21 protein-coding genes are annotated in these 21,942 nt (G+C 66.3%); 4 read left to right on the top strand and 17 right to left on the bottom strand.

Annotated features, from left to right (window positions below; genetic code table 11):
• From ABSF49_RS04695 to ABSF49_RS04715, 5 genes are all read right to left on the bottom strand, one after another.
• Positions 1 to 845 (bottom strand): ABC transporter ATP-binding protein (locus tag ABSF49_RS04695; RefSeq protein ID WP_424111474.1); only part of this gene is annotated, 845 nt, incomplete at its 3' end.
• 13 nt (positions 846 to 858) lie between these two features.
• Positions 859 to 1,692 (bottom strand): carbohydrate ABC transporter permease, encoded by an 834-nt coding sequence (locus ABSF49_RS04700; protein WP_424111475.1) that lies wholly within the window; start codon positions 1,690 to 1,692, stop codon positions 859 to 861.
• A 12-nt stretch (positions 1,693 to 1,704) separates the two neighbouring features.
• Entirely contained in the window at positions 1,705 to 2,655 is a 951-nt protein-coding gene (locus ABSF49_RS04705; protein ID WP_424111476.1) for a carbohydrate ABC transporter permease, read from the bottom strand.
• A gap of 134 nt (positions 2,656 to 2,789) precedes the next feature.
• Positions 2,790 to 4,055: an ABC transporter substrate-binding protein gene (locus ABSF49_RS04710; RefSeq protein ID WP_424111477.1), complete on the bottom strand. Its 1,266-nt coding sequence runs from the start codon at positions 4,053 to 4,055 to the stop codon at positions 2,790 to 2,792.
• A complete protein-coding gene (locus ABSF49_RS04715) occupies positions 4,052 to 4,966 on the bottom strand; it encodes an N-acetylmuramic acid 6-phosphate etherase (RefSeq protein ID WP_424111478.1) in 915 nt (304 codons plus the stop codon). The genes ABSF49_RS04710 and ABSF49_RS04715 overlap by 4 nt, the downstream gene beginning before the upstream one ends.
• Before the next feature lie 159 nt (positions 4,967 to 5,125).
• Here ABSF49_RS04715 and ABSF49_RS04720 point away from each other — a divergent pair, with 159 nt between their 5' ends.
• Genes ABSF49_RS04720 through nagA form a run of 4 tightly spaced genes read left to right on the top strand, consistent with a single transcriptional unit; the run spans position 5,126 to position 8,947 of the window.
• Positions 5,126 to 6,016, top strand: a complete 891-nt coding sequence (locus tag ABSF49_RS04720) for a glucosamine kinase nucleotide-binding domain-containing protein (RefSeq protein ID WP_424111479.1) — start codon at positions 5,126 to 5,128, stop codon at positions 6,014 to 6,016.
• Positions 6,013 to 6,768 carry a GntR family transcriptional regulator gene (locus tag ABSF49_RS04725; protein ID WP_424111480.1) on the top strand — a complete coding sequence of 252 codons (756 nt, stop codon included), beginning with the start codon at positions 6,013 to 6,015 and terminating at the stop codon, positions 6,766 to 6,768. Before ABSF49_RS04720 ends, ABSF49_RS04725 begins: the two co-directional genes overlap by 4 nt.
• Entirely contained in the window at positions 6,765 to 7,799 is a 1,035-nt protein-coding gene (locus ABSF49_RS04730) for an SIS domain-containing protein (protein WP_424111481.1), read from the top strand. Before ABSF49_RS04725 ends, ABSF49_RS04730 begins: the two co-directional genes overlap by 4 nt.
• Positions 7,799 to 8,947: an N-acetylglucosamine-6-phosphate deacetylase gene (gene nagA, locus ABSF49_RS04735; RefSeq protein ID WP_424111482.1), complete on the top strand. Its 1,149-nt coding sequence runs from the start codon at positions 7,799 to 7,801 to the stop codon at positions 8,945 to 8,947. The genes ABSF49_RS04730 and nagA overlap by 1 nt, the downstream gene beginning before the upstream one ends.
• Positions 8,948 to 8,949: 2 nt before the next feature.
• Here the strand turns inward: nagA and ABSF49_RS04740 are convergent, their stop codons facing one another.
• The 12 genes from ABSF49_RS04740 to ABSF49_RS04795 all read right to left on the bottom strand — a co-directional run bounded on the left by ABSF49_RS04740 (position 8,950) and on the right by ABSF49_RS04795 (position 21,934).
• Positions 8,950 to 10,035, bottom strand: coding sequence for a Gfo/Idh/MocA family protein (locus ABSF49_RS04740; RefSeq protein WP_424111483.1), 1,086 nt, complete (start codon positions 10,033 to 10,035; stop codon positions 8,950 to 8,952).
• A gap of 265 nt (positions 10,036 to 10,300) precedes the next feature.
• Positions 10,301 to 12,727 (bottom strand): xanthine dehydrogenase family protein molybdopterin-binding subunit, encoded by a 2,427-nt coding sequence (locus ABSF49_RS04745; RefSeq protein WP_424111484.1) that lies wholly within the window; start codon positions 12,725 to 12,727, stop codon positions 10,301 to 10,303.
• Positions 12,720 to 13,205 carry a (2Fe-2S)-binding protein gene (locus ABSF49_RS04750; protein ID WP_424111485.1) on the bottom strand — a complete coding sequence of 162 codons (486 nt, stop codon included), beginning with the start codon at positions 13,203 to 13,205 and terminating at the stop codon, positions 12,720 to 12,722. The genes ABSF49_RS04745 and ABSF49_RS04750 overlap by 8 nt, the downstream gene beginning before the upstream one ends.
• Positions 13,202 to 14,023, bottom strand: a complete 822-nt coding sequence (locus ABSF49_RS04755; protein ID WP_424111486.1) for an FAD binding domain-containing protein — start codon at positions 14,021 to 14,023, stop codon at positions 13,202 to 13,204. Before ABSF49_RS04755 ends, ABSF49_RS04750 begins: the two co-directional genes overlap by 4 nt.
• 60 nt (positions 14,024 to 14,083) lie before the next feature.
• Positions 14,084 to 15,439 (bottom strand): amidohydrolase family protein, encoded by a 1,356-nt coding sequence (locus ABSF49_RS04760; RefSeq protein ID WP_424111487.1) that lies wholly within the window; start codon positions 15,437 to 15,439, stop codon positions 14,084 to 14,086.
• Between the two features lie 7 nt (positions 15,440 to 15,446).
• A complete protein-coding gene (locus ABSF49_RS04765; RefSeq protein WP_424111488.1) occupies positions 15,447 to 16,364 on the bottom strand; it encodes an oxamate carbamoyltransferase subunit AllH family protein in 918 nt (305 codons plus the stop codon).
• Between the two features lie 55 nt (positions 16,365 to 16,419).
• Complete coding sequence (locus ABSF49_RS04770; protein WP_424111489.1) at positions 16,420 to 16,992, bottom strand: GntR family transcriptional regulator; 573 nt, start codon at positions 16,990 to 16,992, stop codon at positions 16,420 to 16,422.
• A 258-nt stretch (positions 16,993 to 17,250) separates the two neighbouring features.
• A complete protein-coding gene (locus tag ABSF49_RS04775) occupies positions 17,251 to 18,495 on the bottom strand; it encodes a uracil-xanthine permease family protein (protein ID WP_424111490.1) in 1,245 nt (414 codons plus the stop codon).
• 123 nt (positions 18,496 to 18,618) lie between these two features.
• Positions 18,619 to 18,999, bottom strand: a complete 381-nt coding sequence (locus ABSF49_RS04780) for a Zn-ribbon domain-containing OB-fold protein (protein ID WP_424111491.1) — start codon at positions 18,997 to 18,999, stop codon at positions 18,619 to 18,621.
• A gap of 91 nt (positions 19,000 to 19,090) precedes the next feature.
• Positions 19,091 to 20,032: a carbamate kinase gene (gene arcC / locus ABSF49_RS04785; RefSeq protein WP_424111492.1), complete on the bottom strand. Its 942-nt coding sequence runs from the start codon at positions 20,030 to 20,032 to the stop codon at positions 19,091 to 19,093.
• Between the two features lie 10 nt (positions 20,033 to 20,042).
• A complete protein-coding gene (locus ABSF49_RS04790) occupies positions 20,043 to 21,242 on the bottom strand; it encodes a thiolase C-terminal domain-containing protein (RefSeq protein ID WP_424111493.1) in 1,200 nt (399 codons plus the stop codon).
• A 5-nt stretch (positions 21,243 to 21,247) separates the two neighbouring features.
• Complete coding sequence (locus ABSF49_RS04795) at positions 21,248 to 21,934, bottom strand: hypothetical protein (protein ID WP_424111494.1); 687 nt, start codon at positions 21,932 to 21,934, stop codon at positions 21,248 to 21,250.
• Between the last annotated feature and the right edge of the window lie 8 nt (positions 21,935 to 21,942).

A 21,942-nucleotide genomic window follows, 5' to 3' on the forward strand; every position in this document is an offset into this window, starting at 1 on the left:
CGCACCCCGATCGTGACTTTGGCGCCGCCATCGAGCGGGCCGGCCGGCAGCGCCAGCGGCTCGAACCCGACGCCAAACACCCGCGCAGTCCCGCCGTCCACGGCTTCCACAGAACCGGAAAAGAAGTTCATCGCCGGCGAGCCGATGAAACCGGCGACGAACAGGTTGGCCGGCGCATAGTAGAGATCGAGCGCCTTGCCGATCTGCTCGATGCGGCCTTCGCTCATCACCACGATTCGGTCGGCAAGCGTCATCGCCTCGGTCTGATCATGCGTCACGTAGACCATGGTGGCGCCGAGGAGGCGATGCAGGCGCGCGATTTCGACGCGCGTCGAAACGCGTAGCGCCGCGTCGAGATTCGACAGCGGTTCGTCGAACAAGAATACGTCAGGCTCCCGCACGATCGCGCGGCCGATCGCCACGCGCTGGCGTTGCCCGCCGGAGAGATCGCGCGGGTAGCGACCGAGAAGCGGCTCGAGCCTCAGCATGCGCGCCGCCTCGTCGACGCGCCGCTGGCGCTCGGCCGGCGCCACCCCGGTGAACTTGAGGCCGAAGGTCATGTTCTTGCGCACGTCCATGTGCGGATAAAGCGCATAGGACTGGAACACCATCGCGATTCTGCGTTCGGCCGGCGCCAGTCCGTTGACCAGCCGATCGCCGATGTAAATGTCCCCCGTCGTCACGCCGTCGAGTCCGGCGATCATGCGCAGCAACGTCGACTTGCCGCAGCCCGAAGGGCCGACGAGAACGATGAACTCGCCGTTCTCGACGCTGAGGTTGATGTCGGTCAGCACGTTCGAGGAGCCGTAGCTCTTGCCCAGATGTTCGACGCGGAGGTTGGACATCGCGTAAAGCGCCCTACTTGACGGCGCCGGAGGTCAATCCGGCGATGAGCTGACGGGAGAAGACCACGTAGATGACGACGACGGGCAGAATGGCCATCGACAGCGCCGCCAGCACGGAGTTCCAGTCGGTGATGTACTGGCCGAGGAATTGTTGCACCCCGAGCGTGATCGTGTGCGTCGAGTCGCTCGACGTCAGGATCAGCGGGAACCACAGATCGTTCCAGATCGGCACGATGGTGAACACCGCGACAGTGGCGATCGCCGGCCGCAGCAGCGGCGCAATCACTTCGAAGAAGATCCGCGTCTCCGGCACGCCGTCGCAGCGCGCGGCGTCTCGAAGATCCATGGGGATCTGCTGAATGAACTCGCTGAGGATGAAGATCGCCATTGGCAGGCCCTGCGCGATATAGACGAGGATCAGCGCCGTCAGCGTGTCGTTGAGACCGGCCGTCCGCATCATGTTGAGGATTGCCACCGATCCGAGACGGATCGGAACCATGATGCCGATCGAAAGGAACAGCGCCACCGCGGTGGAGCCGCGGAAGCGGTATTCGCTCAACGCCCAGGCCGCCATCGCGCCGAACAGCAGCACCAGCCCCATGCTGACGAGGGTCACGATCAGCGAGTTCTCGAAATAGACGACGATGTGGGACGCCCGGAACACTTTCGCGTAGCCGATCAGCGAGAACGTCGAACTGTCGGGCGGCGACAAGGGCGAACCGAAGATGGCGTTGCGCGACTTGAACGAGTTCATCACGACGAGGAGGATCGGACCGAGCGCGAGCGCGCTGTAGGCGATGAGAACGGCGTGGACCGCAAGAGCGCGCGCGCGTTGTTCGAGAAACACGGTCGGAAATCCTCAGAATGTGTAGCGACGCATGCGGCGTTGGACCACGAACAGATAGACGCAGACGCCGATCAGAATGATGAAAAACATCACGGTGGCGACGGCGGCGCCCATGGTCGGATTTCCGAGCTGAAGCTGGTTGCCGAAGAAGGTGCGGTAGAAGAACGTGCCGAGGATGTCGCTGGCGAAGTTTGGACCGGCGAGCGCGCCCTTGACCGAATAGATGAGATCGAAGGCGTTGAAGTTGCCGACGAACGTCAGCACCGACACCAGGCCGATGGTCGGCAGCACCAGCGGCAGCTTGATGTGGAAGAAGATGCGGAGCTGGCCGAGCCCGTCGACGCGCGCGGCGTCGACGAGTTCATCGGGAATGTTGAGCAACGCGGCATAGATCAGCATCATCGGAATGCCGACGAACTGCCACACTGACATCAGCGCCAACGTGACCAAAGCCGTCGACTCCAGGCCGAGCCAGGGGGCGAACCAAGATCCGAGACCAACCGCCGTCAGCGCGCCCTTGGCGACGCCCCATAGCGGCGAAAGGATCAGGTTCCAGGAGAAACCGACAATGACCACCGACAGCATGGTCGGCAGAAAGAAGACCGTCCGGTAGAAGCTCTTCAGCTTCAGTCCAGGCAGGCTGAGGAGACCGGCCAGCGCGATGCCGATCGGATTCTGCACCGCCATGTGGATGGCGAAGAAGATCATGTTGTTCTTTAGCGCATTCCAGAACGGCGTGGACCACAGAGAGTCGGTCAGCAGGGTCACGAAGTTCGCGAGACCGACGAAGTGGACGCCGCCGCCGCTCTCGCCGGTGAACGTCGACAGCTGCATCGTCGCCAGCAGCGGATAGATTGAAAACGCGGTGTAGATGACGACAGACGGCCCAAGAAACAGGGCGAGAAGGCCAATCAGCTTGGCCTTTGGCATCTGGGCGACGACTTGGGGAACGGGTTCGGCCATGGCCGGGGCTTTGGGCAAGAGGCGAGAGCGACAGCGTAGCGAACCGTCCCTCTCTCCCGCAAGCGGGAGAGAGGGGATCGCGTCAAGCGTCTAGAGATTGCTCGACGGGGCTCGACGCCCCGCCGACGCGCGCGTCACTTAGCGGCCGGCTTGTACCACTTGTCGAGGCCGTCCTGCAGCTGCTTGCCGGCGGCTTCAGGGGTCAGTTTGCCGTTGATGACCTGCGCCGACACGTTCCAAAGCTCATTCTCGAGATTCGGCGTACCACGCGACAGGATCTGGTACGAGTCGCGGATCGTCGACTTGCAGTCCTTGCGCCAGCCGACCATCGTCGCGGCCAGTTCGTCGTCGACCTTCACCGGCGTCGTGTTGAGCGAGAAGAACCCGGGCAGCGCGTTTGAATAGAGCGTCGCGAATTCCGGGGTCGTCAGCCACGCGAGGAACTTCTTGGCGTCGTCCTTGTTCTTGGACGCCGAGTTCAGGCCCATCGCGATGTCGGTGTGGTCGGAGATGTAGCATTCCGTGTCGCCGGCGGGCAGCGGCGGCGGAAACGCGCCCATCTTGAACTTGGCCTGCGCGCGGAACGTCGAGATGTCCCATGAGCCGGCCGGATAGATCGCCGCCTTGCCGAGCGAAAACAGGTTCTGGCTGTCGGGATACGTTTGCGCCTGGAACCCGTCACCCATGTAAGGCGCCCAGGAAGCGAGCTCCTTGAATACGGCGATGTACTGCGGGTCGGTGAACTTGTCCTTGCCGGCGATGAGGTTCAGGCGGCCGGTCTCGCCTTTCCAATAGTCGGGCCCGATGTTCTGGAAGCCCATCGTCGCGGCTTCCCACTGGTCGGCCGTGCCGAGGTCAATCGGCGTGTAGGTCCCGTCCTTCTTCAGCTTGTCGAGGATGTCGTGGAACTCCGCCATCGTCTTCGGCGGCTGCGCCCCGATCTTCTTAAAGGCGTCCTCGTTGTAGATGAAGCCATGGATGACGGAGGCCATCGGAACGCAGAATGTCGTCTTGCCGTCGTCCGTTTGCCAGGCGGCTTTCGCGACGCTCGAGAAACTATCCATTCCCTTGAGGTCGTTCAGGCCGTCCAACTGGTGCTTGTTGAAGAGGTCAAGCGAGGCGTCGAACGGCCGACAGGCGATGATGTCGCCAGCCGTGCCGCCGTCGAGGCGCGCGTTGAGGGCGGCGTTGTATTCCTTCGGCGCAGACGGCGCGAACTCGACCTTGATGTCGGGATAGGTCTTGTTGAAGGCGGGAATGATCTTCGAATTCCAGATGTCGGCGTCGTCGTTGCGCCAGCTTTCGATCTTCAACGATCCCGCTTGCGCGGCGACGAGGCCCGTCACGAGCGCCGCGACCGCGATGGCCGCGCGGGAAACTGTCTTCCGTGTCCAGTTCATCGCTTCTCTCCTCTTTTCCTGGGCGGGCGGCGCGGTTCATCCGCGGCGCTTCGCCCGAGCTCCTTACGCAGAGTATCTAGCGCCTCGGCCAGACGGCCGCGCGAACGTGCAAGACGACTGACGGCGTCGCCGCAGTCGCGGGCGCCCGACGACAGAAGCACCGCCTGCTTCACTTCGCCGCCGGCCGCCGCCAGCGCGGCCTGCGCCGTGTTCTCCGCGACGCCTGAAATCGACATGACGATCCCTAGCGCGCGACGTTGCAGCTTGTCGTTGTCGGCTCGCAGGTTGACCATCAGACCGGCGTGTATGTGTCCGAGCGCGAGACCGACGAGCGTCGACAGCATCCCCAGCGCGCATTTTTGCGCGACGCCCGCGGCAAGTCGCGTCGATCCCTGCAGCGCCTCGTCGCCGGTGTCGAGCAGAAGCCCAATGTCGGCTTCCGTCAACAGCGGCGCGTTCGGCCGATTGGCGATGGCGATGACGAATGCTCCGGCGCGCCGGGCGGCCTTCGCGCCCGCCAGCGTGAACGGCGTCGAACCGCTGGCGGAGACGGCGATGACAGCGTCGCTCCCGAGATCGCCGAGCGCCGCGACGGCCTGTTCCGCCGCTTGGGCGTCGTCTTCCGCGGCGGCGTCAAGGTCGAAGGAAGCGCCGTCGCGGCCGGCGAGGATAATGGCGATCCGTCGGCGGTCGAGGCCAAAGGTGCCGGGCAGTTCGGCGGCGTCTTCCGCCGCGACGAGGCCGGCCGCGCCCGCGCCCAAATAGATGCAGCGGCCGCCGCGCTCCCATCGAACGGCCAGACGCGTCGCCGCCGCGCGGATGTCGCCTTCGACCGCCGCAACGCAGGCGATCGCCCGCCGATAGGACGCGAGCATCGCGCCCGAGAGCGCTGGCGCCGGGTCGGCGATCACGCGAGGTTCGGCGTCGCGCCGTCCCTGTCCGACCGATTTACGCAGTTCCACACCGCGCCCATTGGGTGTACCAGTGGTAGATACCTCTTGTATTTTTCATTAATGAATGGCATACCTCTTGTCTAGTGGTCTGCAACAATTTTTTACGGACTTGGGAGCGTGTCGACAGCCCAATTCTTCATCGGCGTGGACGGCGGCGCCACCCGTTGCCGGGCGCGGATGCGCGCGGCGTCGGGTCGCGCGCTCGCCGAGGAAACGGGGCCTGCGGCCAATATCTACGTGGATTTCGAAGCCGGCCTCGGCGCCATTGGCAAGCTCGTCGCAGCGGTGATCGCCAAGGCCGGGCTCGACCCGACCAGCCGCGGCAAAATGGCGCTCGGCGTCGGTCTGGCGGGCCTCTCCAGCGCTCAGGACGCCGCGCGCGTCGCCGCTGCGCTACCGGGTTGGGCGCGCGTCGAGGCAGCCAACGACGCCGTGACCGCCTGCATCGGCGCGAACGGGACGGGCGACGGCGGATTGATCATCGTCGGCACGGGCACGGCGGGCATCGCCCGCATCGCTGGCGCCGCGAAGATCGTCGGCGGCCGCGGTTTCCTGCTCGGCGACGACGGATCGGGCGCCCGCATCGGCGCCGACGCTATGCGCGCGGCGATGCGCGCGTTCGACGGTCTCGAGCCGATGAGCGGACTCTCGCGCGCGTTGCTGGCCGAGTTCGATTCGGATCCGCTGCGAATGATGACGTGGGCGCATTCCGCCAAGCCTGGCGACTACGGCGCCTTCGCGCCTCGCGTGTTCGAGGCCGCGCGCGCCGGCGAGTCTGGCGCGCGCGAGATCGTCGGCCGCGCCGCAACCGCGGTCGTCGCGATTTTTCGCGCGCTCGAAGCGCGCGGCGTCGAGCAGATCGCCATCGTCGGCGGCGTCGCGGAGTCGTTGCGGACCTACGTTCCCTCCGAGGTCGAGGCGCGGCTCAGAAGGCCGAAACACGACGCCGTCGACGGCGCCGTCCTGCTCGTCGGCGGGGCGCTTCCGGCGCCGGGAGATCTTTCATGACGATCGCGGCAACGTCGCCGAGCGGCGGCAAACTCTATCGCACTGTCGTCGAGACGCTGCGGCGCGAGATCGAAGCGGGGCGATTCGCCGAGTCGCAGTTGCTGCCCGGCGAGCGGGCGCTGTGCGAATTGCTGGAGATTTCGCGCACCACCTTGCGCAAGGCCATCGCCGAACTGATCGCCGAGGGGGTGCTGTTCCATCGCCACGGCGCCGGCACCTTCATTCATCGCGCAACGCCGCGCGTCGATCAGCCCTCGTCGCGCCTGACCAGCTTCACCGAGGACATGCGGCTGCGCGGATTCGAGGCTTCGTCGCGCGACCTCGAGCGCGGCGTCTCGCTGCCCACACCCGACGAAGCGATGATGCTCAGCGTGGGGCTGAACGACCGGGTGTTCCGGCTCGGCCGCCTGCGTCTCGCCAATGAAGTGCCGGTGGCGATCGAGCATGCGGCCGTACCCCTGCGCTATCTGCCGGACTGGGAGCGGGTCGGCCCGTCCCTCTACGAAACGCTGACCGAGCGCGGACATCGTCCGACGCGGGGTTTGCAGCGGCTGCGCGCGACCCTTCTCTCGGACGCGTATGCCGCGCTCCTCGGCGTCGAGCCGAGGAGCCCTGCCCTGCACATCCAGCGCATCGCCTATCTCGCCGACGGCGCCTGCGTCGAATTCACCAAGTCCTGGTATCGCGCCGACACATACGACTTCGTCTCCGAACTCACCCTTGCGCCGCCGTTACGAAAGATCCGCGGATGACCGCCTCTCTGACTCACATGCGCGCCGAGATCGACGAGGCGGGCGAGGTCGTCGAGCGCCAACTCGCGGGCGACGCCGGGCGCACCGACCGACTCGGACTCAAGCTCCGCGCGCTCGATCCGCTGGTGCTGACGACGATCGCGCGGGGCAGCTCGGATTGCTGCGCGCTCTATTTGAAATACCTGGCGGAGATCGTCGTCGGCATCCCCTGCGCCTCGATCGGCCCATCGATCGCGACGCTCTACGGCGCCCGACTGCGTCTTGCGCGCGCCGCCGCCGTCTCCATCTCGCAATCCGGCCGCAGTCCCGACATCGTCGAAATGCAGCGGTCGGCGCGCAAGGCGGGCGCGACGACCATCGCCATGGTCAACGAGATCGACTCGCCGCTGGCGACCGAGGCCGAGGAATTGCTGCCGCTGATGGCCGGGCGCGAGCAGTCCGTCGCCGCGACAAAATCCATGATCGCCGGCCTCGTCGCCGGGGCGGCGCTGGTTGCGGCGTGGCGCGGCGACGCTGATTTGCGGACCGCCATCGCGGGCCTGCCGGCGCTCCTGCCGGCTGAGAGCGCGCCGCCGCCCGCCGCCATGATCGAACGGGTCGCGCGCGCCGAACATGCCTTTGTGCTCGGACGCGGCGCGACTTTTGCAGTCGCCACCGAAGCGGCGCTGAAGCTCAAAGAGACCTGCGCCATTCACGCCGAAGCCTACTCGTCGGCGGAAGTGCTGCACGGGCCCGCCGAACTGGCGCGGCCAGGCTTCCTCGTCATCGCCTTCATGCCGACCGACGCCGGGCGCGAGGGCATGAAAATGACGCTGCGCCTGCTCGCCGCCGCCGGCGCCGACGTCGTGCGGGTCGACGCAGGCGGCGACGACGCCGGCGACCGGCTCGCCTGCGCGACGGCGGCGTCGCCGCTGCTGACGCCGATCGCCATGATCCACCGCTTCTATGGTCTCGCCGAGGCGGTGTCGCGCCGCCTCGGCCGCAATCCGGACCACCCGCGCAATCTGCACAAAGTGACGGAGACGATCTGATGACGGCGCTGGTCGGCGCGCGGATCTTCGACGGCGAGCGTTTCCTCGACGACCACGCCGTCATCGTCGACGGCGCCCGCATCGCCGGCGTCGCGTCCTATGGGAATCGTCCCCGCGGCGGCGACGAAGTCGATCTCGGCGGCGGCATTCTCGCGCCAGGTTTCGTCGACGTTCAGGTCAACGGCGGCGGCGGCGCGTTGATGAACGACCACCCGAGCGCGGACGTCGTCGGCCGCATCGCCCAGTCGCATCGCAAGTACGGCACGGTCGGCATGATGCCGACCCTGGTGACCGACACGCCGGAGAAGATGCGGGCGGCGATCGCGGCGGTGCGCGGAGCGCGACGGCGCTTTCCTTCGGTGCTCGGCATCCATCTCGAAGGGCCGTTCCTCGACCCGGCGCGCAAGGGCGCGCACGACGCGAGCCACATTCGCACGATTGAGCCGAGCGACATCGAAATGATCGCCAACGCCGACTGCGGCGCGATGATGCTGACGCTTGCCCCCAACCGCATTCCCACCGACGCAATCCGCGCGCTCGCCGCGCGCGGCGTGTTGGTTTCGCTCGGCCACTCCGAAGCTGCCTACGAGGAGGCGCAAGCCGGGCTCGCGGCGGGCGCGCGCGCGTTCACCCATCTCTTCAACGCGATGAGCCCGTTTCAGGGCCGCAGGCCGGGCATGGTCGGGGCTGCGCTCGACTCCAAAGAAGCCTTCATCGGAATCATCGCCGACGGGCATCATGTGCATCCCGCGAGCCTTCGGATCGCCTTCGCCGCCAAGCCGCACGACCGGATCATGCTGATCACCGACGCCATGCCGCCGGCGGCAGGCGGTCCCGACAGTTTCATGTTGCAGGGTCGGCGCGTCGCGCGGGTCGACGGCTGCCTGCGGCTCGCGGACGGCACGATCGCCGGGTCGGTGATCACCATGGACGAAGCGCTGCGGTACTGCGTCCACACGGTCGGCCTGCCGCTCGCCGAGGCGTTCATGATGGCGTCGCGCGCGCCGGCGGCGTTCCTGCGTCGCGAGCGCGATCTCGGCCGGATCGCGCCCGGCTATCTCGCTAGCCTCGTCCATCTCGACGACGAGCTGCGGGTCAGAGAGACGTGGGTCGAAGGCGAGCCGACGTTCGCCAAAGCCGCCGCCTGACGTCAGCGCTTTAGGCGAACGACCTCGCCGGTGCGGACGCTTTCATCCGCCGCAAAAACGATGCGCAGCGAATTCAACGCGTCTTCATGATGCTCGGTCAGATCGATCCCGCCTCGGATCGCCTTGAGGAACAGCCGCTGCTCGCGTTCGCACAGCTCCTGATGGCCGGGCTCGTCCTCGGTCGAGACGAGGTCGTCGGGCTTCGCGAACGCGCCGTTGGCGTCCAGCGCGGCGTGATGGATGCGCAGGGCGTTGGTTTGCGTGTGGGTGTTGTGGTCGGCGGACTTCGCGGTCGCGTCGGCGCTCTCGTGCGAGACGATCGACACCGAGCCGTTCGGTCCGATGATGTCTTTTACGAAATGGGCCGTCTCGCTGATCATCGGTCCCCAGCCGGCCTCGTACCAGCCGACCGACCCATCGTCGAAAGTGATGTCGAGGTGGCCGTAGTTGTACATCGCCGGCGCGATCTCGCCGGTGAGCCGAGCCCCAATCGCGTGCACGGCGACGGGTCGCGCGCGCGTCACCTGGCACATGATGTCGACATAGTGGACGCCGCAATCGACCAGCGGCGAGGTCGAGCGCATCAGATTCTTGTGCACCTGCCAGAACGAGCCCGCCGACTGCTGGTTGAGGTTCATGCGCATCACCAGCGGCTTGCCGAGCGTCCGGCCGATCTCGACGAAGCGCGACCAGGACGGATGCACGCGCAGGATGTAGCCGATCAGCAGCGTCTTGCGCGCCTCGCGCGCCGCCGCAACGATGCGTTCGGCCGCCTCGAGCGTATCGGCGAGCGGCTTCTCGCAGAACACGTGCGCGCCTGCGGCGAGCGCCTTGAGCGCCATCGCGGCGTGGTGCTCGGTGTAGGCGCAGATGGCGACGGCGTCGGGACGGGTCGCGGCGAGGGCGTCGTCGAGCGTCTCGAAGCGCGGCGCGCCGGGAAACTCCGCCTCAAGGTCGGCTCGCTGCGCCGCGTGGCGGGTGCACAGCCCGACGAGTTCGAACTCATCGATCGCTTTGTAGGCCCGCGCGTGGCTGGTCCCCATCGTGCCGAGGCCAACCACGAGAACACGCACGCGCTGTGCGCCCATCGTTCTTCACCCGTTTTCCGCGGGCGATCCGAAGCCGCGCCCACTCTGCACGCCAGTTATATACCTCTTGTATTTTTCTATAGCCGCCAGCATACCTCTTGTCCATAGCTCCGCGCCCGGGCGTTACCGATCGAGGTCCGCCGTCGAACGCGGCAGAGGAGGTGGACCACCCCGTCTAAAGCCGACTCGGGTTTTCGAAGAAGTCGACGGCGGCAGTCGTCCCGGCAGACATTGCCGGGGCGGCCGCCGCCGCGGCTGCGGCGTCCTACCGGTCCACAGGGAGCGATCGGCAGGAGCCAACGGGGGTCTTGGTGATCCAGGTTTCGACCGGCGGCTTGCTGTTCATCGCCCGCCAGACGTCCTCGCTGCGGATCGGCATGTGCGTCAGCTCCGCTCCGGTCGCGCTGCGGATCGCGTTGCCAAGCGCGGGGGCGACCGAGATCATCGGATGCTCGCCCACGCCGCGCGCCCCGTAAGGTCCGTCGAGCTGGGGCGTCTCGACGATGATGCAGTCGATCTCGTCGGGAAGGTCCTTGCAGGTGGGGATCTTGTTGTCGGTGAACGACGGATTGAGCAGGTGGCCCTGCTGGTCATAGATGTAGCCTTCGCAGAGCGCGGTGCCGAGGCCCTGCACCATGCCGCCGATGCACTGCCCGCGCACCGACTCCAGATTGATCGCCTTGCCGACGTCGTAGGCGGAGGCGATCTTCAGGATGTGGTACGCGCCGGTCGTCGGGTCCACCTCGACGATGATGCCGTGCGCGCCGTAGGTCCAGTCGAGCGCGGGCAGGCCCTGGCCGCTGCCCTTGTCGAGGTTGGTGAGGCCCTGGGCGGTGTAGCGCCCAACACCGATCAGCGGCCCGCCGATCGCGCCGCCGTCCGGGTAGCTGTAGCCGATGGAGAGCTGCGCGAAGGTGACGCTGATTTCGGGGCGGTGGACGATGAAGATCTTGTCTCCGTCATGGTCGAGATCGCAGACGTCCGCACGCAGCGCCTGGGCCGCCGTCTGGTAAGCCTTGTCGAGCAGATCGGCGCAAGCGAGCATCAGCGCGTTGCCGGTGAGCATCAGCCCTTTCGACGCGACCGTCTGCCAGTCATAGGGATCGCGGTCGGTGTCCTTCTCGATCGTCACCCGAACCTTGTTCAACGGGAATCTCAGACGCTCGGCGGCGATCTGGGCGAACGCGGTGGTCGAGCCCTGACCAATGTCGGTCAAGCCGACGTTGGCGATCACCGTGCCGTCGGAATTCATCTTCACCACGACCGAGGTGGCGGTGAAAGGCGGCATCGCCGGCGCCTTGTGCAGGGTGGCGACGCCCTTGCCGATCTTCAGGCCGGTCCGCGCCTCGCGCGCTTTCTCCGCCGGCGTGAGCGCGCCGTAGCCGATCGCCTTCGCCACCGAATCGAGGCACTTGCGCACATCGCCGTTGTGCTCGGTGATCACTTCGCCGGTCAGCGTGATCGCACCGGGCTTGAGCAGGTTCTTCCTGCGGAATTCCAGCGGATCCATGCCGATCGTCTGGGCGACCAACTCCATATGCCGCTCGAGGCCCCAGAAGAACTCGACGTGGCCGAAGCCGCGGTACGCCGTGCCGTAGGGCTTGTTGGTGTAGACGGTGTAGGCGTCGACCCATGCGTTGGGAATCTCATAGGGGCCGGCGGCCGAGTAGCCGGTGGCGCGCGTGACGTTCACCGCATAGTCGGCGTAGGCGCCGGCGTCCCAGAACATCTCCATCTTCTGCGCGATGATGCGGCCGTCGGCGAGCACGCCGGTCTTGATGCGGTAGGTCAGCGCGCTGCGGCAGGGCAGCAGCGAGAACTCCTCCTCGCGCGTCGCCTGGAACTTGACCGGCCTGCCGCCGGCCTTGCGCGAAAGGCAGGCGACAAGCGGCTCGAGGTGGATGCCGGCCTTGCCGCCGAACCCGCCGCCGACGTTGGGGATGACGACGCGCACATTGTTGAGCGGCAGTTTGAAGGTGTGGCAGAACAAATCGCGCACGGTGAAGGGCGACTGCGCGCTGGTCCAGATGTCGACCCGGTCGCCGGACTTCCATTGGGCGATGGCGACGTGGGTCTCCATCGGAACGTGCTGCACCGATGGGTTGGTGTACTCGCGCTCGACGATCCATTCCGCTTCGGCGAAGCCCTTTTCGACGTCGCCCTTGCGGCACTTGGTCAGATTGGCGATGTTGGTGCCGGGCTGCGGCGAGAAAGCCGCCTCGACGAAGTCGTAGCTGGCGAGATCGGGATGCACCAGCGGCGCGCCCGGCGCGAGCGCGTCCATGTGATTGAGAATCGGCGTCAGAATTTCGTAATCGACCTCGATCAGCTCGACCGCCTCGTGGGCGATCGCCAGCGTGTCGGCGGCCACCGCCGCCACCGCTTCGCCGAAATGCCTGATTTCGTTCTTGGCCAGGATGTCCTTGTCGACCACATAAAGGCCGAGCCGGTAGTCGAGGTCGTGGCCGGTGAGGATCGCGCGCACGCCCGGCAGACGCTTGGCGCGCGATACGTCGATGCGTCGAATCTTTGCGCGCGCGTGGGGGCTCTTCTTGACTTGCGCATAGAGCATCCCCGGCAGAATCATGTCGCTGACATAGAGGGCCGCGCCGGTCAGCTTGTCCGCCACGTCGTGGCGCACGGGGCTGCGGCCGATCTGCCGCAGGGTTTCGGAATTCGCCGTCTCAAGCATGGCTAAGCTCCTGCATGCTCGCCGGTTGCCCGGTCGCTTCGAGCACGGCCTCGATAATCTGCACATATCCGGTGCAGCGGCAGAAGTTGCCTTCGAGGCCTTCCTTGATTTCTTCGACGCTCGGCTTGGGATTGCGCTCGATCAGCGCGCGCGCCGACATCACCACGCCAGGCGTGCAGAAGCCGCATTGGACGGCGTGGCGCTTCGCGAACGCCTGTTGGAGCTCGGAAGGCTCGCCGTCGCGCATCTCGCCCTCGATCGTGCGAACCGACTTGCCGTCGACCTCCGCCGCCAGAACCAGGCACGAGTTGACGGCGCGGCCGTCGAGCAGAACGGTGCAGGCGCCGCACTCGCCGCCACCGCAGCCTTCCTTCGTTCCGATGAGGCCGGCGTATTCGCGCAGAAAGTGCAACAGGGTAATGTTCTCCGGCGCTTCGCGTTCGCAGAGAGCGCCGTTGATGACGACACCGATCTTCATGACCTCACCTCATCGAGAAGGCGCCGGACGTAGCATTCGACCATGTGCAGGCGATATTCCTTGGTCGCCCGCACGTCGCTGATCGGGCTGATCGCCGCCAAAACCGCGGCGACCACCGCGTCGGCGGGCAGAGAAGCGTCGAGCCCCTCGATCAGCACCGGGGTCGGAGCGCACGAGCCGACGGTCAGGCGCATTTCACCGCCGCGTTCGATGGACAGCGCGACGCTGACGATGCCGAGATCGTGGCCGTTGATCCGCTTGAGCTTGTAGTAGCCGCCGCGCGCGCCCGCCGACGCGGCGGGAACGACGATGCGCTCGACCGCCTCGTTGGGCGCGACGACGGTCCGCTTGACGCCCTTGAAGAAGGCGCTGAACGGAATCTCGCGCTCGCCGCTCTTCGAGCCGATCACGGCGTGCGCCCGCAGGCACAACAGCGCCGGCGCCATGTCCGCGCAGGGCGAGGCGTTGACGACGTTGCCGACGACCGTCGCGCGATTGCGGATCTGGTGGGAGGCGAGATCGCGCGCGCAGGCGACGAGCAGCGGATAGTCGCTGCGGATCTTCGCGTCATCGAGAACCGCATTGATGGTCGCGCCGGCGCGAATGACGAGACCTTCGCGCTCGCTCCAGGCAATGCCGGCGAAATCGTCGACCTTCTTCGTGTCGACGACGACCTTCGGCCGCGCCAAGCCGGCACGGACGTTGACCAGCAGGTCGGTGCCTCCCGCGAGGAGCGACGCCGCGGCGCCCTCGTTGGCAAGGACGCTATGCAGCTCGGCGCGCGTCCTCGGCGCCAAATAGGTGAAGGAATGCAGCATAGGACCTCCGCCGATGATCGACCGCCAAACGCGGCCGCCGTTGCTTCCGACCCGTTCCCGTCACTCTGAAGGCGCTGGGTCGGCGGCGCCTGATTGTCGCTCCGTAAATACGTCCGTGACTCTGCGCGGCCGCAAACTCGGGGCGCTATTCCCGAAGAGATTTCCTGCCGCCCCGGCTGTCTCTTGGGCCAGCGTGCGCATTCGCGCGAGGTCGACCCGCACCCCGTGGCTGACGACATGGCGGGGAGCGGCATGGAACCGTAGCGCTTCGACGACGTCCGGCTCGCCGAGCACGACGAGGTTCGCCTCCGCGCCGACAGCCACAGCGTGATTGGGCACGTTCATCGCTTTGGCCGGGGCGACCGTCGCCATGTCGTACAGCCGCTCGATGTCGTCGCGCCCGGTCATCCACAGCAGGTGCGCCGCGAGGAACGCGACTTCGAGCATGTTGTTGCGACCGAAGGGATAATAGGCGTCGGAGATGTCGTCCTGGCCAAGGCAGACGTTGATCCCCTCGTCGAAGAGATCCCGCACCCGCGCGTGCAGCGGTCCGGTATGAGGGTCGGTGACGACGGAGATGTCGGCCTTGCGCAGCACGCCCGACAGGCGCTGCAAATAGGGTGTCGGGTAGAGCGCCATGGCGCGGCAGTGATGAGCAAGCGCGCGCCCCCTCCATCCCCGCCACAGGGTCTCGGTCGCGAACATCTCCAGCGTCCGCAGGCTCGGGTCGCCCGCATCGTCGAGCAGCATCGAGACGTCGGCGTCGTGCTTGGCCGCAAGGTCGAAGCAGAATGCAATATGCGCCCGCGCATCGTCGTCGGTGAATTCGATCCACGGAATGCCGCCGACGACGTCGGCGCCAAGCGCCATCGCCTCTTCCATCAGGCGCTCGGCGCCCGGCTCCTTGACGATTCCATCCTGCGCAAAAGCGACCACTTGGATGTCGACGACGCCGCGAAACTCCTCGCGCACCGCAATCAGCGCCTTGACGCCCTCAAGGCGGGCTTTGCTGTCGACATCCGCAAACGCGCGGATATGGAGGACGCCGTGCAGCGCCGCCAGCGCCGTGGCGCGGCGCGCGTTGGGAACGATCCAGGCGGCGTCGTATTTCGCTTTGATCGCGCTCGCCAAGTCGATGGCGCCCAGCGCCTTGCCCATATCGGCGCCATGGTAGGCGGCGAGCGCAGCCTCGTTCATCATCGGCAGCGTCCACACTTTGCACAGATGCAGATGTGGGTTGACGAACGATTCGGTGACCAGACCGCCCTCGGCGTCGATCGTGTCGCGCGCCGACGCGCCGACGCCTTCTCCGATAGCGACGATCTGGCCGCTGGCGATAGCGATGTCGACAAGCTTCTCGCCGCCGCGCCGGAGACGCGCGTTGCAGATGCGGAGGTCTAGCTCTTCGCGAACCACGACCCTTTCATCCTCCGGTCGTCACGAACGCCGATCGCTCGGCGACCGCGATCATGGAATGGCTCGCCAGCGGCGCGGGCTCGGCAGCTTCGGTCGCCTTGTCCCAAACGGCAGCGCCGTAAAAGAAACCCGTCGCCGCGTCCAAGCCGGAGCTGTGGCCGATGGCCGCAAGGCGCAGCAGAGCGCCGTCGAGATCGCTCTTCGGCGCGCCCGAGCACGCCGCGGCCAGCGCCGCCAGCGGTCGAGAAATGCGCCCGGCAAGCGCGTCGCGCAGGAACGACGCGCTGATGTCCGTCGTCTGTCCGAGAAGCCCTCGCACGAACTCGGCGAACGACGCCAGGAGACGCGAACGCGCCAGGCCCGCGGCGCGCCGGCAGCAGCCGGCGGCGAGGAAACCGCAGAGGAAGTCGTCGCCGGCGGGCGTCAGTCCCTGCCCCAGGCCGACCAGCCGCACCGCCGCGCCGCGCATGGCGTCGATGCGCCCGGCCCGCACGCCGCGGCCGAGATCGAGCGCCGCTTGCGTCAGTCGCTCGCCCATGGCGCCGAAAGGCGGCGCTCCGGTCAGCAGCGACGCGATGCGCAAGTCGGTCGCCGCGCGCGCCTGCAGCGTTTCGAGCTGCGCCACGCCGACGCGCCAGCGCGCGCCGTCGCCTCGCAGCGGCGGCGCCAGCGGCGCGGCCAGCCGGCGCGCCGCCACGCAATCCACCCGCAGCCGCTCGCGACCGGTCGACCGGCGGAGCACGATCTCGTCGACCGCAAAGACGCCGCCGTCGCCCGCTGTCAGCCCAAGCGAAGCAAAGTCCTCCACCGAGGCGAGGCGAACGGCGCGCGGCAGATCGTCGGCCTCGGCGCTGAGCAGGGTCAAGAGTTCGCCATTCGGCGAGCTGAGGTTCAAGGCGGCGTGAAAGACGCTGTGAACGCGCACCGGAAATTCGCCACGAGGGACATCCGATCCCAGCGTCGCGGCCCGCCGGATTCGGTCAGCCGTAGATCGCATGGGCGCTCGCGAGAGCCTCCTTGACGGCGTTCTCGGCCTGAATGCGGCCGCCTTCGATGTTGCGTCGCAAAACATCGACCGCCTTGGCGGCGTCGCGCCGCTCGATCGCCTCCAGCGTCTCGAGGTGTTGCAGGCACGTCGCCTTGAGACGTTCCGCGTTGGTGATGTCGAACATCCTGACAAAGCGGATGCGCGCGTCGATGTTGCTGAGCATATCGACCATGGCCTGATTGCCGACGGCGCGCGCCAGCGCCTGATGGAAATTCTCGTCGACCGTCACCGGGTCGGCGATCATCTCGGGCAGAGTCTCATAGACCTGGGCCCAACGCCGCTTGAGCGCCGCCAAAGTGGACTCGTCTATGCCCGTCTTGCAGACTTGCTCCATGATGTAAGTCTCAAGAACGAGCCGCAATTCGTAGAGTTCGTGGATCTCGGTAAGGTTGAGCTGCCGGACGACGTAGCCCTGCCGCGGCGTCTTCTCAACCAGCCGCCGATCGGCCAGCATCTGGAGCGCCTCGCGAACGGGGCTGCGGCTGACCTTGAATTCGGCGCACAAGGATTCTTCGGTGAAGACGCTCTCCTGGCAGACAGCGCCAATGCAGGATTCGCTCGCTGACGCGGTCGAAAATCGCTTGGCTGAGGTTCGTCACGGACATTGCAGCGTCTCCCGTCTGTTCAGTCGGCCCCCGTCGCCGCCGCGCGGCGGCGAGGGCCATTTTCGGAATTGTCGCGCCGCGCTCCAATCCGACGCGGCGCGCGCTTGAATTTCAACCCGGCGACCCGACGCTGGCGTCGGACGTCTCTGTGATCGAGCCTACTTCGCGGACTCTCCAGACGGCTGAGAGCCGTCCCGCGCCGCGGCCCAAGCCTCGAGCCAGTTCATCATGTGATAGGCGACGAGCACCGCGACCGTTCCGAGCGCGATGCCGCCGAACGACACATCCTTGCTGAACGCGAGGGTGAAATCGCCGGCGCCGACGACCAGCGCGATCGCCGCCGGCATCAGGTTGACATTGCGCTTGAAGTCGACCTTGCTTTCGATCCAGATTCGTGCGCCGAGGACGGCGATCAAACCATACAGGATGGTCGTGACGCCGCCGAGCACGCTCAACGGCATCGTCAGGATGAGCGCTCCAAACTTCGGGCACAGTCCCAACACGATGGCGAACAACGCCGCGACGATGTAGGCGGCCGTCGAATACACCTTCGTCGCGGCCATGACGCCGATGTTTTCGGCGTAGGTCGTGGTGCCCGATCCGCCGAAGAAGCCGGCGATCATGGTCGCCAGGCCGTCGCCCATGTACGCGCGACCGAGGCTGGCGTCGAGCGATTCGCCGGTCATTTCGGCGACCGCCTTCACGTGTCCGGTGTTTTCGGCGATGAGGACCAGGACGACCGGAATCATCAACAGGATCGGTCCGATGGCGAAAGTCGGATGGGTGAACGGCGGCAGGCCGAACCACGCTGCATCCTGAAGCGCCGCGATCGATTTCGGATCAAGGCCGCCGGTCACGGCGGCGATGACCCAGCTCACGAGGACGCCGGCGAAAATCGAAATGCGTCCCAGGAACCCCCGCGAGGTCGCCGCGATCACGAGAATGACGAGCATCGTCAGGGTCGAGTAGCCCCAGTTGCTGGCGGCGCCCTTTGCCGCCACGCTGGCGAGATTCAAACCGATCAGGGCCACGATCGCGCCGGTCACGACCGGCGGCATGAGGCGGTTGATCCACTGATGACCGACTTGATTGACGATCAGGCCGATCACGAAGAGCAGCAGGCCTGCCGCGAAGATGCCGCTCAGCGCGAGGCCCATGTTCTTGTCGGCGCCCATGCTGGCGATCACCGGACTGATGAACGCAAAGCTCGACCCGAGATAACTCGGGATCTTGTTCCTCGTGACCAGGAGGAACACCAGCGTTCCGACGCCGCTGAAGAGGATCGTCGTCGTCGGCGGGAATCCGGTGATCAACGGCACCAGGAACGTGGCGCCGAACATAGCGAGCACGTGCTGCATGCCGATGCCGATCGTCTGCGGCCATGGGAGCCGTTCATTCGGCAAAACGACGTTGCCACCCGGGACTAATTTCCAAAGCATCTCTGTACCCCCCTCTGCTTCGTGTTTCTTTCCTCCGGCTTGGCGAGCGATTCGCCGAAGCCTGCAAGCTCCAAGCACGACCTCGACTTATTCAAAGACGAAGATGTTGACCGGCTTGCCGGGGCGCTCGTCGGATTCCTCGACGCGGCTGGCGAGCGTCATGCCGACGGTCGGTTCGGCGACGCCGATCCGGCCTGCGGCGCGCAAGCCATTGCCGAACTCGACGATGCCGAACAGCAGGAACTTGACGTTGTAGCCGTCGGGAAGGTTCCACACCCGCGTCCACGACAGCAGCTTGACCGACCCCTCCAAGGGGAAGGTCTCCCAATGCTTCCCCGTGACCGGGTCGCGCCGCGACGAACACTTGGCGCAGATCATCGGGGCCGGATAATAGATCGACCCGCATTTGGAACACCGGTACCCCAGGATCTCCGGCGTCTGGACGTCGTAGGCGCTGAAATCAATCATGAACGCTAGGTTCCCTTCATAGAGCGCGGCGGACGATTCGACCGGCCTGTCGCGCGCGACTTAGCGTCGCGGGGTGCGAGAAGACGGCGTCCTAGGCGACGATGCGCGTGCACAGATGCTCGCGCATCGCTTTCACGACGCGCCCCTCATGGGCGATGATCGCTTCTCTGCCGCCCTTTTCGACGTATTCAATCGCACCTTCGATCTTGGGTCCCATGCTGCCGGGCGGAAACTGACCTTCCTCCAACCACTTGCGCGCTTCCGCGGCGGTCATCAGATCGATCGGGCGCTGGCTGGGCTTGCCGAAGTCGAGGCAGACGCGCTCGACGCCGGTGAGGATGATGAACAGTTCGGCGCCGAGGTTGTAGGCGAGCAGCGCGGCGGTGGCGTCCTTGTCGATGACGCCCTCGGTCCCAATGACGGACCGCGTTCCGTAGCTCACCGGAATTCCGCCGCCGCCGCCGGCGATCACCACGGTCTCGTTTTGCACGAGGAGCTTGATCGTGCGCAGCGGCAGCACATGCAGCGGCTTGGGCGAGCAGACCACCCTGCGGTAGCCGCGTCCTGAATCCTCGACGATCGTCCACCCTTCGTCACGCCGCAGCTGCTCGGCCTGTTCGAGCGTGTAGAACGGTCCGATCGGCTTGGTCGGATTGCTGTAGGCGGGATCGGCGGGATCGACCACCACCTGGGTCAGCACGGTCGCCACCTCGCGCTGCATCTTGTCCTCTTCGAGGACCGTGCGCATCGCGATCTCAAGCATGTGGCCGAGCAGGCCCTGGGTCGTCGCCACCGCGACGTCGAGCGGCGGCACGGGGAGGATGTCGCGCGCTTTCTCGAATTGCAGCAGAAGATTGCCGACCTGCGGGCCGTTGCCGTGGACGAGGACGATCTCGTAGCCGCGATGCATGATCTCCAGCATCTGCCGGCACGTGCTCTTCGCCTTCTCCATCTGGGTATGGAACGACCCGTCGTCCCCCGCCTGGAGGATGGCGTTGCCGCCGAATGCGACCACGGCAATCGGTCGCGACATGGAGAGGCTCCTAGTCCTTGGCGCAGATGGTGGCGACGACGTTGTTGCCGAAGCCGCCGAAGTTGACCGCGATTCCGTACTTGGGGTCCTTGACCTGGCGGCCCGGCTCGACTTCGCCGCGCAGCTGTCGCGCGAGCTCGACGACCTGGGAGACGCCGGTCGCGCCAACCGGGTGGCCCTTGGACTTGAGCCCGCCCGACGGATTGATCGGCAGCCGCCCGCCAATGGCGGTCGCGCCCTCGCGCACCGCGAGGTACGACTTGCCGCGCTCGAACAGGCCGAGTTCCTCGCTGATCGCCAGCTCGAGCACCACGAACGCGTCGTGCAGTTCGGCAAACGAGATGTCCTTGGGGCCGACGCCGGCCATCGCGTAGGCTTTCTCGCCGGCGATGCGCACCGCGTCGAGATAGAGCGGGTCCTTGCGATTGTGGACGCAATGCGTGTCGGTCGCCGAAGCGACGCCGGCGATCCGCACCGGCTTCTTCTTGAACAGCTTCGCCTTCGGCGAATCCATGTTCACCAGCACCAGCGCAGCGGCGCCGTCGGTGACCGGGCAGGTCGAGTAGATGCGCAGCGGCTCGGCGATGTAGTTGTTGACGACATGCGCCGTCTCGCTGTCGGCGATCGCCTCGATCGTGCACGGAACCTGGACGTGCGCGTAGGTGTTCAGGGCGCCGTTGGCGTGGTCCTTGACCGCGATCAGCGCGAGATCGCGCTCGGTGCAGCCGTAACGGTCCATATAGAGGCGGGCGAACATGCCGCCGAAGCTCGGCAGCGTCAGCCCCATGTTGTACTCGGCCTCGGTGTGCAGCATCGTCGCGACGATGTCGGTGGCGCGCCAGCCGGAGACCTTGCGCATGATCTCGCCGCCGACGACCAGGGCCACGTCCGCCATGCCCGAGGCGATCGCCATGTAGGCGACCTTGATCGCGCTCGCCCCGGAAGCGGGACCGTTCTCGACCAGCTCCGCCGGAGTCGGCTCCATGTCCATCCGGCTGATCAGCGACGAGGCCACCGAGGTCTGATTGCAGAACAGACCGGAGGCCATGTTGGCGACGACGACCTGATCGACGAGGCGCCTCTGCTCGAGGATGCCGGCGTCGATCAGCGCGTCGGTGGCGGCGTAGGCCATCACGTCGGCGAGGTCGTACTCGCTCGAGTTGCCGAAGCGCGTGTGGCCGACGCCGACGATTCCGACCCTGGCGGACATTCCGCTCACCTCTTGAATCCGGGAATCTGCGGGTACTCGTTGGGCATCTTCAGCTTGGCGGCGGTCGCCAGGACCGCAGGCGGAACGGGGCGCACGCCGGTGCACTTGCTGGACTTCACCGCATCCCACAGCTTGCGCGTCAGCGCGAAGGTCGGCACGCCGCCGAGCTCGTGGCGGACTTCCGGATAGAGATTCGAGCGATCCTCGAGTTCGTACTCGATCATCCACCGCCTCCAGCCGTTCGGGCTCTCGGCGACGATCCAAACCTCATCGGCGCCCTGAAACTCGATGTGATCTTCCATCTTGGCGGCGAAAAGCTGCGCGCCGACGCGCAGGCCGCGCTTGATCGTCAGGGTGTGGAGGCTCATGCCGAGCTTGGGGCTCACCGAGCGGCTGGTGACGATGCCGGCGATGACGCCGTTGATCGCCCCGACCAGCACGAATTCGTTGGCGGTGCGGTAGCGGTACCAGCCGAGCAGCTCCTCGTACATGCGCGTCGCGACGATGTCGTAATAGTCGGCCGGAACGCCGATCAACGGATAGACCGTGCCGAGCAGAACGCCGACTTCCTCGCGCTTGGCCTCGCGCACCACCATCACCTCGCCATCGGCGAGGGTGATCATCTTGGCCGGATAAGGCGTGATCGGGAGCGCGGGCGGCCGCAGTTTGCTTTCAATTGCGTCGATGGCCATGAGAGGAA

The sequence above is a fragment of the Roseiarcus sp. genome (assembly GCF_049514155.1).
Taxonomy (GTDB): domain Bacteria; phylum Pseudomonadota; class Alphaproteobacteria; order Rhizobiales; family Beijerinckiaceae; genus Roseiarcus.